This is a genomic window from Pseudomonas sp. LP_7_YM (assembly GCF_004364435.1).
Lineage (GTDB): Bacteria > Pseudomonadota > Gammaproteobacteria > Pseudomonadales > Pseudomonadaceae > Aquipseudomonas.
In genome coordinates, this window is sequence record NZ_SOCT01000024.1 from 1 (window position 1) to 14280 (window position 14280).

Genomic DNA, 14280 nt, shown 5'->3' on the forward strand with positions numbered 1-14280 from the left:
TTGTTGCCGAAGCTCAACACGTGACCATTGATATATCGGCTGCCGCCCGTGGCGAGCTCGATCTCGATGGTAGCAGCCTGACCAATCGCCGACTTGAGTTTGACACTGGCGTCATCGGAAATGAGTTCGAGCTGGAAGCCGAAATCCATCGACAGCCCTTCGCTCCCTGCAAAAGACTCCAACAGCAACTCCTGCCCGCCCTTGAGGGCCATGGTCAACTTGAACAGGCGCCTGTTCTGTGCAGTAAACAGTGACGAGAGGTCCATCGTTTCAACTACTCCTTAAACCGGGTAACACGCGATCAGGCGTTGACCTGCGCATTGGAATCATCATCAATCAAGCACTGGGAGACTTGCGCCGGGAACTAACCCAATAGCAAAATCTGCTGATCCACCAGCGACTGCGCGCTTGGCGGATCTCGTCGATTTGCATGAACGTGTAAGGCGTGGGCATGGTTCTTTGTTGCATCCGAAGCAGGCGTAAGCCTCTGATTATGTGGCGTACATGGAATAACGCCGCTATGCAGAATGCCTGCATACCTACCATCGCGACCATTGCGGCATTCAGCAAGCCTAGTCCTTTGATGGTCATACTTGCCGCCAACGTTGTCGCTCCGGCCACCAGAATAGGGCTGTAAGAAGCGGAAGAATTCTGTTTTTTTTCATACCGCGGCTGTACTTTCATCCCATCATATTCAAATGGATGAAATGACGGCTTGCCACCGGCTATGAACAAATAAGCTAGCAACGTGATTCCTATCGGCGCGAATCCTGCAACAACGGAAGCAGCACTTTCGTTGCCCCGTAAGCTCGCTGCTGCGAGAAAAGCCACGAATGAGGTCAAAAAGCTGAACGCACTGAAGAACGCGATGATGAGTGAAGTCAAATAAACAGTAAAATTCTCACAAATATATATGAGGTAAAGCGTCCAAAAAACTGCGAGCAAGGCAGCTACAAGATACCCATGCCAAAAATATTTTAGATTAGAAGGACCTAGGGCCATAAAAAGGATCAATACCAAAAGCAAGGTCCAGCTGATCCTCCTGATGTTGCTAGCATCTACCATTATTATTTATCTCCGATCCTAAGTGCATTACCGACTGTCCTATCGAGACCGGTTTCGATGATGACGTACTGTGCTAAGACGCCTGCGAAATACCCTACAGCGATCACCAATACAAGAGGCGCTGCGGGCAGCGCAAGAGCAGCAGCACCCGCTGTCACTGCAGCTCCGGCGCCTATACCAACGAGTGCAGAAATAACGTTTGTAGGCTGAGTGTAAACCGATGCGTTGTAAAATTCTGTGGTTGTGGTTGAACTGGAATAGTCAAGAAACGCTTGCGGCCCCACCGCCAGAGCGATGCCGACGGTAGGCCCCCCAAGAAGTTTAAGTTTCCCCGTAGCGCCATCTGCATGCAGGGGCGCTTTTTGATTTAACGCGGCTCTCGTATTACCGACTGGAATATGTGCAACGGACTGCCCTACCTGACCCAATAATTTGTAGTGCTTCGCCACGGCCGTTACGGGTACTTCAAAAAATAACTGACCGCCTTTTGAGATGATCTTGATACTACCCTTGAATGTTTTGCTGGCTGACTGGGCGCCAGGTGTACCCCGGCTGTTGGCCCATGCGTGAAGTTTTGATTTTTGCGCCGGCGTCATATCCAAAAGGTCAGAAACCTTCTTGCTCTGAGCGGCAGCCATCACCCCCCCCGCCGCAGCTGCAATGGTTCCAGGCAAGTTGCCCCCCGAGAACATCAGCGAACCAATTCCGGGAATGTTAGCTGCAGCCTGCTGAAGTGACTGCAGCGCTTCTACCGACACATTGGCGGCGTGCTTAAGTTTCTCAAGCAGCTTGCGAAGCAACATCGCAGCATCTTGGTACTCTCGCGGGCTCATTTGCTCGTCGCGGCTGGAGAGCTGATGAACCAAGTACACAGCAGCCGTGTAGTCGTCGGTTGCGTATTCTCCCGCGAACTGTCCTGGCTGCATGTAGAAATCCATGGCCGACTCGCCCACGAAACCCTGCTGGCCCCTGCCTAGCAAGCCCGCTTGCCTTCGATCACATCTCAGGCTGGCTGATGTTGGAGGCGTCAGAAAGCTACTCATGCGTGTGCCCTCACTGTCCGCTTGCCAGGGCAGGGGCATCGAATTTCCTAAGCTGAGAGCAATGAAGCGAGAGTAACGCAGCAAGATCCATCATCATAAATATCTCCTTAATGGCAAGGGGCATAACGCTACCGCCATGCTCAGCAACAACAGGTTACGAGCCGACAAGGGGGTCGGAGCCTTGTTGCATCGTCGCTAACGGGTCGATGAAGCGCCACGGGGCGTGTTCACCATCGGTCGTGGGGCCACTTATACAGTTACGTAGGACCCGAGCTACAGACGCTTCGTAAATAATAGGATCGCAGCGCTAAGCATTGAGTCCGCCGCAAGCGGCTTAAGGTCAGCACGCCGACAGGCCCTGCCTGGATTTATGATTGCTAAGCACTGCAACCTCGCTGCAGTGCGAAAGTGCCACCAGGCATTTTAAAATCGCGAACGCGGTCACGAATCTCAAATTCGTCACACACTCTTCTTATCTAAAAAGGAGACACTTATGCACCTATCGCTGTCAACCCCCCCCTGGTGTCATTATAGTTGTCGCCTCTCCGGTTTTTTTCTGAAAAAGCATATTCGTGATTTGCCCATTCTCGGGCGTGCAGTACGCCTGAACGTGTTGCTGCGCCGCGTTGGCTGTCGCGATTGTGGCAAACGCATGGAGAACGTCAGTTGGCTGGATCGCTATGCCCACATGACGCAGCGTCTGGCAGAGGCGGTCATTCAAGCCTGTGAACGCCTTCCCGCGTCGCACGTGGCGCAGATGTTTGGGCTGCATTGGGTTGGGAGACCGTTCGGTTGCTGGAGCGTCGAGCCTTGCAAGCGGCGTTAAGCGTTTTGCCAAAGGCGGAATGCGGGCAGATGCTGCTCGCCCTTGCTGGTATCTACCGGGATCAGCCCCTGCCCCATGGGATCGCCCACTGCGCCAAATCCGCGTTAGGGCGCGGCCCCTAGGGCGACATAGGCCAGCCCCGACTCCTCAAGGAACAGTGCGACCTTGGCCGGATTGGGCGTTGGATGGAAATAAAAACGAATCATGACGTTTATTCCTTGTGACGTGAGTCGAGGAGGTCAGACGATGGGGTCGGCAGCGCGAAACAGCAACACGCGGCCATGACGCTTGAGTGTCACATCATTGAAATGCTCGCGAAGATGAACGCCAAAGCCCGCCTCATTGTCCCCGCAATTACTGAATATTCCTTTTTTGTTGTAGAGAGCCATCAGTTTGCGGCCAAAGCTGTTGTGCTTTGCGTCATCCCCGAGAATCGTTGCCCCAAACAGCACACCACCGGGCCGCAGGTTGTGTTTGAGATGGCCGAAAATTGCCGCTTTGGTATCAAGCGGACCGGGCAGACAATGCAGCAGATAGAAAAGGGAAATTGAGTCGAAACGCTCGTCGCCAGGAATGGGCGTCATCACATCGTGCTCAATCGTACGGGTCCCCGGCCGGTCGATGCGACGCTTGGCCGCCTCCAGGCTGCTGGGGTTGAGGTCCAGCAAAGTGACTTGCGTTTGCGAGGACAGTTGCGCCTTGGCCAGGTAGTAACCGGTGCCCACCCCGATATCCAGGTGATGCGGACGCACATTGGCGCGAAAGAATGGCATCAACACAGCGCCAGTGGAGCAGCACCACGCGTAGCGATTGGAGATACCAAGTACCCATGCGTCGTATAACGCCAGGGTCATGGGTGAATACACCGCTGCACCGGCGGCGCTGCTATCAGTCATGGGAGGAGCCTTGAGTGAATGGGCCAGCGGCGATAAAACCGATGACCCGCCCACTTCGTCAAGGCTTTTTATGCAACTTACCGCCTTGCGCCTGCCCCTCTGCAGGCACAGGCGCATCTAAACAGGCTCTCCAGGCCTCGCACAGTCAGCCTCTGAATCAAGCGCTAGCTCAACTGGAACCGAGACGTGTTGTCGCTCAGGGCGCGACTCCCTTTGCTCAATGTGTCGGCGGCATGATTAACCGCACGCGCGCCCTCGAGCAGACGCCCGGCGGCTTGGTCGACCTGCTGGATATTGCCGCTGACTTCGTCGGCAGTGGCAGCCTGCTCTTCCACAGCCGTCGCGATCTGCGCCAGCGTATCGGTGACGATCTGCACCGCGCTGGCAATTTCACCCAGCCGCTCTCCCAGACCGGTTACCGACTGCGCGTCGCTGACGGCCTGACCACAAGCTGCCTCCATCAGGTTGACCGCTTGGCTCACGGTGGATCGTAGGCTGTCGACTGTACTGGCGATCTGCGCAGTAGAGGCCTGTGTCCGTTGCGACAGGCTGCGTACTTCATCGGCCACCACCGCAAAGCCCCTGCCCTGCTCACCTGCACGAGCCGCTTCGATTGCCGCGTTCAGCGCCAGCAGGTTGGTCTGCTCGGCGATCCCGCGAATGGTGTCCACCACCGACTGGATCTGCTGCCCCTGCTCGCTAACCTTGCCCAGCGCGTTGGCGGTGTCGGTGAGTTTCTGGTTGAGCTGCTGGATGCTGGCGGTGGTGCGCTGACTGTCGCGGCTGCTGTCCTGGGCAATGCGGCGAGTGTGCTGTGCGCTGCCGGAAGCCTCTTCGCAGCTTTTGGCAACGCCCAGAGAAGTCGCGGCCAACTGTGTCGCGGCGGCAGCGATCTGGCTGATCTGTTGCTGCTGATCTTCGACCTCGCTGAGCGTGCTGCCAGACTGCGAATTGAGCGTCAGCACTGTGGACCCCAGTCGCTGGGTTTCGTGATTGACGCCCAGCAGACTGGTTCGCAACTGCACGACGGCTACGTTCAGCGCAATGCTGATCGCAGCCAGTTCGTCGCGCCCTTCCACGGCGACCTCAACGCACAGATTACCGTCGCGCAGCGACTCGGCCAGCGTGGTAATGCCTTTGGCGCTACGACGGATAGAGGTCTGCAAGCACATGAACAGATACAGAGCTGCCAGCGCGAGAATGCTGAACGTCACTGCGACGGGAATGAACTGCTTGATCGAGTGGTCGTGATAGTGGTCCAGACGCTTGTCCAATGCAGTCAGCGAGTGGTTACGCAACCCGGACAAGGCCTCCAGCGTGCCGTCGACACTGCGCTCGAACGCGGCGGGGTCCAGTTTGATGGTCCCGCCAAAAACGCCGTCATCAAGGACCTTTAGCTCATTGTCCAGGCGCTGAATATTGTCGTTGTACTGACGGGACCAGGCTTCCATACCGGGATAGGCCTTGCCTTGCAGTGAAACCACCGCTTTGATCAGTTGGTCGCGGGCATCACCAATACGGCCACGAAGGTCGCGCATCTGCAAACGACTTTGCAACGTGAACTGACCGGACGCGATCGACGACTGACCAATGCTGGCCATGCGGCCCACGCGCTCGATCAGATCAGGGGTCTGTTGAGTCGCAATCTGCATCAGCAAATAGGTCTCCAGCCAGGGGTCGAGGATCAATCCGCTGTCTATTGCGATTTGTTCGCGCAGGCTTTGTAACGCCGTCAACGCAGAGGTGAAACGGTCGTAGCCATCCGGCCACCAGCCAATCGTACGCAATGACTCGGAGTCCATCCCCTTCACCAGCGCTCGCAACGCCTGATAGCGAGCCAAGGTGTCTGGGCTGGCATTACGCACCTTGAGCTCGTTGCCCAGCTGGATCAGCGTCTGATTGAGTATCGGATCGGCGGCGTCGAGCGCAGCCATGGCAGCTTTCGCCGCAGGGGTTGGCTCGTGAAGAATGTCGGATGCCTTCCAGCGTGCTGCGAGGTTGCGCTGGGCGGTCAATTGATCATCCAGCGTATCCAGCGCCAGCAGTTGACGAGCGCCGGACTGCTCACCGGAAATCACCACAAGTTTGCTGCGATAATCCTGACCGATCATCCATAGGCTGCCCGCCAGCGGCAGCATGAATAGTAAGAAAAGCACCTGAAACTTGCGTGCAAACCCGAAACGGCCAAGCAGGCGGATGCCTGGCGACAAAAGACTTTGCATGTCCGATTACTCCTCACGGACGCCCGCCCCCCGCAGTTTTGAGCCGCGAAAGTGGCACCCTACATTCTTACCGGCAAAATGCCATGTCGTTGTTTCACAAACGATTACCGTTCGTCTCCTGCGAAGAGGGAAAACGGCAGCACACAAGTACCCCGCACTGGGGCAAGTGCATGTAGGAGGCCTAAGCAATAAACGGACCGATAGCACGAAGCCATCAAATTGGGCACAAGAACATAAACGGTGCACGGGAAGTGCACAAAAGTGGGGCAAAACCACACAGATTGCGCAGCAAAAGATGTCACTGGGTGACGAGCCGACTGCGCGCAACGGATCAGTTGGAAATGAAATCCCTAACCGATTGATCGCACGCATAAATTTTTAGAAAAGACGCTTGACACATCGGCGATCTAAGCGAATAATGCGCGCCACTTGGCTACATAGCTCAGTTGGTTAGAGCATAGCATTCATAATGCTGGGGTCCGGGGTTCAAGTCCCTGTGTAGCCACCAAGTACCGATCCATAGATGTCTACAGCAGTCTATGAATCACCTCAAGAAGCCCGCCTCGTGCGGGCTTTCTTGTTTCTGGCTGTCCACCTCTGGCTACCCCTATCCGTCCCCACCGTGTATGCCCACGTGTATGCTTCATAAGTAATTGAACTGAAAGCATACAAGGATGAAACGTACCGACATCAAGCGGCGCCCTCTCGCTGACACTACACTTTCCAGCTTGGAGCCTGAGGCCGGGGCATACCGCGAATTGGACAGCCCAGGGCTGTATTTCAGGGTCAAACCAAACGGCCAAAAGTCTTGTGATGACACTTACGAATGCTATCCAGGGATGCGGCGCACACTGCTGACCAGCGTTAAATATTCGTGGTGACCCTACGCATCGTGCACGGCAACGCCTGAGCCAGCGGTTGCCGGGTGACATTGCCGGGAAACCGGATTGATATTGGCAAGCAGGGGGCCACTCTCAGTCCCCTGCTCCCGAAAACCGTCAGATGCCTCAGGACTTTGCTTTGCCTTTCTCGTACTGCTGATAAGCGCTGTCGGCAAGCTTGCGCAATGCCTTGCCGATCGCGGCGTAGTCGTACTCGTTAAGATTGGCCAGGGAGATACGCCCGCCTGGCTTCTTGGTGCCGAAGCCGCTGGCGGGCAACATCACGATCCCCGTTTCGTCGGCGATGCGAAACAACAGGGTGTTGGGGTCGACATTGTCGTGAACCCATTGCGCGAAATCCGCGCCGTAGAGCCCTTCGGCAATCTGCTCGAAGTCGAGCAGCGTGTAGTACTCCACCTCGAATTCGTCCACCGGAATCGCAACACCCAACTCGCGGTACAGCGCGTGATGGCGCTGGCGGATCAGCTTTTTCAGCACCTGCTTGTAGCTGTCGGTGCTGTCGATCAGGGCAAATAACGAGAACAACACCATCTGCACTTGCTGAGGCGTCGACAAACCCGCGGTGTGATTGAGCGCTACGGAACGACTGTCGGCCACCAGTCTGTCGATGAACTTGAGCTTCGAAGTGTCCGGCACTAGTGTCTGATAGCGCTGGCTGAGCGCTGCTGTCCTGGCTTCGTCGTATGCCGAAATCTGCTGGTCGAGAATGTTGTCCTTGTGCAGGGCGATCACACCCAGCCGCCAGCCCGTGCACCCGAAGTATTTGGAGAACGAATACACCAGCGCGGTGTTGCGCGGGCAGGTGGCGAACAGCGAGGTGAAGTTGTCGGCAAACGTGCCGTACACGTCGTCGGTGATGATGAACAGATCCGGGCGTTTTTGCTCTACCAGCTCTGCGATGTAGGCCAGGCTTTTATCGTCGATACGCACCGATGGCGGGTTGCTCGGGTTGACCACGAAGAACACCTTGATCGCCGGGTCCAGCAGCTTGTCCAGTTCGGCCTGTGGATACTGCCAGCCCAGCTCCGGCGAGGCATCGATATGCACCACCTCCAGCCCGTAATCCTCCAGCACCGGGATTTCGAAATAAGGCGTGAATGTGGGCATGCCAATAGCGACCTTGTCGCCGGCGCGGATGATCTTGTTTTCCTTCAGGCTGTTGAAGATATAGGTCATGGCCGCAGTGCCACCCTCGACGGCAAAGATGTCGAAGTCATCCCGCGAGACGCTGCCGCCGATCATTTCCTTGACCAGGTATTCGCGGACCACTTTTTCGCTAATGCTCAACATGCGCGGCGGCACCGGGTAATTGCAGCCCAGAATGCCCTCGACCATCTCATGCAGAAAGGCCGGGCCGTCGAGCCCCAGTTGGTCACGGACATAGCTGGCGATTTTCATCAACAGGTCCACGCCTGGCTGCGAGGCGTTATCGGCCAGGAATCGGTCCAGACGCGCTTCTATTCCCCGTACCTTGGGCAGGCCGCCGATTCCGTTGCCCAGAAAGGAAAACGACAGTTCGGCTTCGCGGTTGGCAAACAGGCCCAGTTGGCAAAACGCCTGGCGAGGCAAGGTGGCAAGAAAGTTCGGGTTGCCGCGACCGGCATTGAGCATCAGGCGATTTTCCTGGCTGCTCGCGACCTTGATCAGTTCATCCTTGAGTTCAAAGGGGCTCAGGGTCGCGTATTGGCTGTAATCGGTGGTCATGTGAAGTGGCTCCTGTAACGGGAGGCCATCGGCCTCACGCATTGGGCGAAGGGAATATCAGGAAAGAATGACGATCAGCACCATCCCCCAGATGGTCAGCAAGGTGTTGCCGACGGCATAGGTCACGGTGTAACCCAAGGCGGGGACGTTGCTTTTGGCGGTCTCGCAGATCATGCCCAGCGCTGCAGTCGTGGTCCGCGCGCCGGCGCAGCAGCCCAGTATCAGGGCAGGATGGAAGCGGAAGACGTAACGGGCGATAAACATGCCAAGGATCAGCGGCACGGAGGTCGCGAAGATGCCCCACATGAACAGGCTGACTCCCAGGGTTTGCAGGCCGTGGACGAATCCTGGGGCGGCATTGATGCCGACCACGGCGATGAACACGTTCAGACCGACCGAGTTCATGAACCATACGGTGGGCTCGGGAATCCTGCCGAAGGTCGGGTGAATCGAGCGCAACCAGCCAAACACCAGGCCGGCGATCAACGCGCCGCCTGCCGTGGAAAGCGTGATGGGCACGCCATGCACGGTGAACACCGCTGCACCGATCAGCGCACCGATGAAAATGGCCATGCCGATGAAGGCCACGTCGGCCATGTTGCTTTTGCGGTCCGGCTGCCCCAGTTCCTTGGCCGCAGCACTGGTGTCCGAGGTCAGGCCAGCCAGGGTGATGATGTCACCGCGATGAATGACGGTCTTGGGCAGCACGGGCAGTTCGGCGGCAATCGCGCCACGCTTGATCTGCCGAATGAACACGCCGTGGGCCGCGGGCATCATCGATAACTGCTCCAGCGTTTGACCGTCATAGCGCTTGTTGGTGACGAAAATATCGACCCCTTCGGCGGGCACTGCCAGCAATTCAGGGTCATCGACTTCGGCCTCCGAATGCCCCAAAAGCGCGAGAATGTCCGCGTTCAGTCCGCCAACCGCCAGGATATCGCCAGCCATCAGGGTGGTGCTGGAGGTCAAGGGTTCGATCTTGCCATCGCGGCGAAGACGTTCGATGAACACGCGTTTGCCGTGGGAGTGGGACTCCGCCTGCTTGAGAGTGAGCCCCACGAAGACGCTGTGCTCCGGCACCTTGTACGCCCGCAGCACATAGCGGTGCCAGGCCGTCCCTTCGCTGGCAATATCCTGATGCCCGCCCATGCTCGTTTCGTAATCCTTGCACGCCTTCACCAGATCGATGCGCAGCAACTTGGGTCCGAGCAAAGCCAGAATCAGCGCCGAACCGACCGTACCGAAGATGTACGTCACGGCATAAGCCACCGGCATCGCATCGAGTTGCTGGCGTGCCTGCTCGGCATCGAGTCCCAAACGATTGATCGCGTCGGTCGCCAGGCCCATGGACGCCGAGATTGTCTGCGAGCCCGCGAACATCCCGGCCGTCGAGCCTAATCCGTATCCGGCAATCCACGTCGCCAGTATCGGCGCGGCCAGACACAGCACGCACATAACCACAGCGAACAGCGCCTGTGGCAGACCGTCCTTGGCAATCCCACGAACAAACTGCGGACCTACGCCATAGCCGACGGCAAACAGGAACATCAGGAAAAACGTGCTTTTGACGTTGGGGGAAATGACGATTCCCGCCTGACCGATGAGCAATGAAGCGATCAGGGTTGAGGTCACCGCACCGAGGCTGAACCCCCTGAATGTCTTGCCACCGAACCAGAACCCCAACCCCAATGACAGAAATATCGCCATCTCCGGGTAGGCACGCAGAGTACTTTGGAGCCAGTTCACGTTGCTTTCCTTACGCTAAGTGCTATGAACGGTATGGCGGCCGAAACGCCACCAATGGGCGCTCGGCACTGCCATCAATGGGAGGGTTAGAGACTTTCAGTCTCAGCGGACACCACGGCGCCGTGGTTGAAGGTCGGGCCTGCCTCCGAGTGAAGCACCGGGTTTTTCTGCAGGAACGCGACGGCTTTGCGCAGGTCATCGAGCAACAGGCCGATCAGGTCGCGGCTGACGCCGTGGCGCACCAGAACCCGTTGCACCACAACATCCTGTCGATCGGAAGGAAGCGGGTAAGAGGCAATTTGCCAACCGCGCATGCGCACACGCTCCGACAGGTCATAGAGCGTGAAGCCATGCTCGACGCCGTCTTTAAGTTTGTAGCAGACCGCCGGCAGGCCGCCATGGCCGTCATAGACCAATTCCAGCGGGCCGATCTTGGTGATCTCTGTCGCCAGCCACTGTGCGGTGTCCGAACAGGCTTGTTGTATACGGGTATAGCCTTCACGGCCCAGGCGCAGAAAGTTGTAGTACTGGGCGATGATCTCGCCGCCAGGGCGGCTGAAGTTCAGGGCGAAGGTCGCCATGTTGCCGCCCAGATAATCCACGTAAAAGATCAGTTCTTCGGGAAGGTCGTCCTTCGCGCGCCAGATGATCCAGCCCACGCCCAGCGGCGCCAGGCCGTATTTGTGGCCGGAGGCATTGATCGATTTGACCCGTTCGATGCTGAAGTCCCAGCTGAGGTCCTGCTGAATGAAGGGTGCGATGAAGCCGCCGCTCGCAGCGTCGACATGAATCGGGATGTCCAGCCCCAATTCGCGCTGCAGGCTGTCCAGCTCACGCGCCAGCGCAGCAACAGGTTCATAGATGCCGGTGAAGGTCACGCCGAGGGTGGCGACCACGCCGATGGTGTTTTCATCGCAGAATTCGCGCAGGTCTTCGGGGCGCAAACCCAGCGCGCCGTCACGCAGGGGCACTTCACGAATTTCCACATCAAAGTAACGGGCGAATTTCTTCCAGCAAATCTGTACCGGGCCGCAGACGAAGTTCGGCTTATCGGTCGACAGGCCGGCGGCTTCGCGGCGCTTCTTCCAGCTCCATTTCAAGGCCAGGCCGCCCAGCATGGCCGCCTCACTGGAGCCGGTGGTGGAACAGCCGACGGTTTGCCAGGACTTCGGCGCATGCCACAAATCGGCGATAATGTGCACGCAGCGGTTTTCAATCTCGGCCGTCTGCGGGTATTCGTCCTTGTCGATCATGTTCTTGTCGAGGGCATCGGCCATCAACTGTTGAACCTCAGGCTCCACCCACGTGGTGCAGAAGGTCGCCAGGTTCTGCCGCGAGTTGCCATCGAGCAACAACTCATCACGCACCAGATTGTAGGCGGCGGACGATGCTGTGGAATGATCGGGCAAGCGGTATTTGGGCAGGCGGCGCTCAGAGGCACCACTTGAGTAGACGTCTTCGATGGCGGGATCACGGGTTTCTACGGTTTGATGCAAAGCCATGACTTAACTCCATGAACAGAAACGGAGCCGGAACAACAGACAGTCGATATGCCTGAAATCGGCGGCATCCAATCTGACCGAGCCACCGCTCCCGGACAATCTCGTCACGCGCCATAGCCTTGGCGTCCGGTGCCAGCAAATTCCACAAGTGTGAGCAGCACTTTGACGTGAGGACCTGCACGCCTCGATAATCGTGCGTCATGCCGCGCGGCTGCACAGCGACTTCAAGGAATCTACATGCCTACGGTGATACCTTCCCTTGCACACTTCATGATCGATGCGTTGAGATCCACCGGGCTGGACATCGACCGATTTTGCCAGGCTGTCGGCCTTCAGGTGCATGACCTTGACGTCGATGAGGCGTGGATCCCGCGAGTGAAGCTTTATCGCCTCTATAAGCTTGCGGCTGACCTGTCACACGACCCTGACATTGGCCTGCGATCCACCACGCAGACCGGGCCCGGCATCTTCGACGTAGTGGGCTATGTGATGATGTCCAGCGACACATTGCAGACCGCCCTTGAGCGACTGGTGCACTTTGTGGCGCTGCTGGACACCTCCATCGCCATCTCTCTGCATGCCGAAGGGGATCAGCACCGACTGGGCTGCCACTTTCTCGATAGCAATAAAGTGCCGCGCCAGTACGGCGACGCCAGCGTGGCCATGATGTTTGGTCTATGCCGGATGCTGGTGGGCCCGTCACTGCAATTGCGCAGCATCGGCCTCATGCACGCGGCCCCCCCCGACATCTCGGTGTATGAGCAGACATTCCATTGTTCTGCGCAGTTCGGTGAACACTGCTATTCGATCCTGCTGGACAATGCCGATCTGGCCAGGCCGCTGGCCTCGGCTAATAAACAACTGGCGCCGCTGCACGAACTGGTCGCCGAAATGCACCTCTCGACCCGCCGCTACTTCTCGGTGCCCGGCGAGGTGCGCAAGATGATTCTGGAGTCGTTGAGCGAAGGCATTCCGCCTATCGAAGACTTGGCCAAGAAGATGTGCGTGAGCAAACGCACCCTGCAGCGGCTGTTACAGCAGGCAGGCCATCCCTATAAGGAGCTGGTCAACGATATTCGCCGAAGTCAGGCGGAGTTTTACCTGGGCAATACCCAATGCACCTTGCAGGAAGCGGCCTACCGGGTCGGCTTTCGCGAGTTGAGCAGCTTTTATCGTGCCTGCCATCAGTGGTTCGGCATGCCCCCTGCCCGATATCGTTTAAAACTCCAGGGCAGCGCCAGTACGCCGGCTGAAGTCACATCATCCGTACGCCTGGCAGAAGATTGCTCAATCCCCGCAGGCGAATGACTTCTGGCATCCGAACATCTTTGGCCCTCCTTGCGAGGGTGCGCCAGTTGCGCAAAGCCGGTTGCCCGGGTTAGCGCTTGCACCGTGACAATCGCTGCGCGGTCCAATAGATTACCCTCCCCTCGAAACGCGGCGAGCCTTTCGCGTTTCAACCCGTTAACGAAGTAATGGATGTTCAATGTCTGATTCCCATACCGACACAGCCGTGCCTGCCTTGTCTGCCAAGCAGGCTTATGAAGACGCGATCAATCTTTCACAGCATGTGCCGCAGGCCAAGACCATCAGCGAAATGGTCCTCGATGCCTTCCAGAGCGCCAAGGAAAGCGATCAGATTCGTGAACTGCGCGTTGCCATTCGCCAGGCCCACGACCGCTTCGACGATGATCAGGCGTACGAGTTGATGGGGCAGCTCAAGCAGTTGAAAGACGCCGAAGCCGCTGACCTGGCGGCGCTGGAAGACCTGAGCACGAAATTCCCGATCAGCCGAATTTTGTCCAGCTACAAGGACGATCCGAGCTTCCAGGAGCTGGTCTACAGCCTGGCATTGAAGGTGTTGAACCAGACGCATCAGGCCGTCAGCAACCCGGGCGGTGGCAAGAGCAAGGCTACGCGAGCGAAAAAGGAAGCGGAAATCTTCATCATCAGCAAGGACGGCGCCAGCATCACCCTGCCGCTGCGCACGCCGCGCTCCAAAGCCAGCCTCGACCGCGAAGCCTTTGAATTCCTCGGTTTCTCGTTTGTCGGCGAAGGGGAGGAAGCAGAGTTGCAGAGCGAAGTGTTCGTCGATAAAGACGGCAATGAACAGCCTGCCACGCGCAAGCATATCGTTGCGGCGATTCAGCAGCAGAGTGCGTTTGAAGGGTACAGTGCGATTCAGCAATAAGCAGTCGAACAGAAAGCCTGCTGGGGCTCGCAGGCAAAGATCTTATACAGTTCTGTGCAATGGGCCCCAGAGCTACGACCACGACTACGGGACTGTCAGATTTTTTGTGTGCGGGCCGGTAACGGCCTGCCGTCAGGCAGTCCGTGCTTTTACCAGGTCGGCCTGATAAATCGATCTCCGTAC

Annotated in this window: 11 protein-coding genes, 1 tRNA gene and 2 pseudogenes; 5 read left to right on the forward strand and 9 right to left on the reverse strand. The window is 57.5% G+C overall.

Annotation, left to right across the window (positions count from 1 at the left end; all coding sequences use genetic code 11):
* From EC915_RS24295 to EC915_RS24305, 3 genes are all read right to left on the reverse strand, one after another.
* Positions 1–266, reverse strand: a 266-nt coding sequence (locus EC915_RS24295; RefSeq protein WP_256658827.1) for a contractile injection system protein, VgrG/Pvc8 family, incomplete at its 3' end; no start/stop codon positions are given.
* 70 nt (positions 267–336) lie between these two features.
* A complete protein-coding gene (locus EC915_RS24300; protein WP_133753013.1) occupies positions 337–1065 on the reverse strand; it encodes a hypothetical protein in 729 nt (242 codons plus the stop codon).
* Between the two features lie 2 nt (positions 1066–1067).
* Positions 1068–2003 carry a hypothetical protein gene (locus EC915_RS24305; RefSeq protein ID WP_256658828.1) on the reverse strand — a complete coding sequence of 312 codons (936 nt, stop codon included), beginning with the start codon at positions 2001–2003 and terminating at the stop codon, positions 1068–1070.
* Between the two features lie 793 nt (positions 2004–2796).
* Here EC915_RS24305 and EC915_RS25400 point away from each other — a divergent pair.
* On the forward strand, positions 2797–2934 hold the full coding sequence (locus tag EC915_RS25400; protein ID WP_256658829.1) for a transposase family protein: 138 nt from the start codon (positions 2797–2799) through the stop codon (positions 2932–2934).
* 17 nt (positions 2935–2951) lie between these two features.
* Here EC915_RS25400 and EC915_RS25495 read toward each other — a convergent pair.
* The 3 genes and pseudogenes from EC915_RS25495 to EC915_RS24325 all read right to left on the reverse strand — a co-directional run.
* A pseudogene (locus tag EC915_RS25495) lies at positions 2952–3140 on the reverse strand (hypothetical protein); the annotation flags it as partial.
* A gap of 33 nt (positions 3141–3173) precedes the next feature.
* Entirely contained in the window at positions 3174–3830 is a 657-nt protein-coding gene (locus EC915_RS24320; protein WP_133753015.1) for a bifunctional 2-polyprenyl-6-hydroxyphenol methylase/3-demethylubiquinol 3-O-methyltransferase UbiG, read from the reverse strand.
* A 164-nt stretch (positions 3831–3994) separates the two neighbouring features.
* On the reverse strand, positions 3995–6052 hold the full coding sequence (locus tag EC915_RS24325; RefSeq protein ID WP_133753016.1) for a methyl-accepting chemotaxis protein: 2058 nt from the start codon (positions 6050–6052) through the stop codon (positions 3995–3997).
* Between the two features lie 431 nt (positions 6053–6483).
* On the opposite strand from EC915_RS24325, the gene EC915_RS24330 reads away from it, so the two are divergent.
* Positions 6484–6560, forward strand: a tRNA-Met gene (locus EC915_RS24330).
* A 166-nt stretch (positions 6561–6726) separates the two neighbouring features.
* A pseudogene (locus EC915_RS24335) lies at positions 6727–6930 on the forward strand (hypothetical protein); the annotation flags it as partial.
* 129 nt (positions 6931–7059) lie between these two features.
* On the opposite strand, the gene EC915_RS24340 reads toward EC915_RS24335, so the two are convergent.
* The 3 genes from EC915_RS24340 to EC915_RS24350 form a co-directional block, all read right to left on the reverse strand.
* Complete coding sequence (locus EC915_RS24340; protein ID WP_133753017.1) at positions 7060–8658, reverse strand: bifunctional aspartate transaminase/aspartate 4-decarboxylase; 1599 nt, start codon at positions 8656–8658, stop codon at positions 7060–7062.
* A 57-nt stretch (positions 8659–8715) separates the two neighbouring features.
* Positions 8716–10404: an aspartate-alanine antiporter gene (gene aspT, locus EC915_RS24345; RefSeq protein WP_133753018.1), complete on the reverse strand. Its 1689-nt coding sequence runs from the start codon at positions 10402–10404 to the stop codon at positions 8716–8718.
* Positions 10405–10490: 86 nt separating this feature from the next.
* Positions 10491–11906: a glutamate decarboxylase gene (locus EC915_RS24350; RefSeq protein WP_133753019.1), complete on the reverse strand. Its 1416-nt coding sequence runs from the start codon at positions 11904–11906 to the stop codon at positions 10491–10493.
* A gap of 237 nt (positions 11907–12143) precedes the next feature.
* Here EC915_RS24350 and EC915_RS24355 point away from each other — a divergent pair, with 237 nt between their 5' ends.
* Together EC915_RS24355 and EC915_RS24360 are read left to right on the forward strand one after the other, a co-directional pair.
* The gene (locus EC915_RS24355) at positions 12144–13214 is read left to right on the forward strand and encodes an AraC family transcriptional regulator (protein WP_133753020.1); all 1071 of its coding nucleotides are present in this window, start codon (positions 12144–12146) and stop codon (positions 13212–13214) included.
* A 178-nt stretch (positions 13215–13392) separates the two neighbouring features.
* Complete coding sequence (locus EC915_RS24360; RefSeq protein WP_133753021.1) at positions 13393–14097, forward strand: hypothetical protein; 705 nt, start codon at positions 13393–13395, stop codon at positions 14095–14097.
* Positions 14098–14280 lie beyond the last annotated feature (183 nt).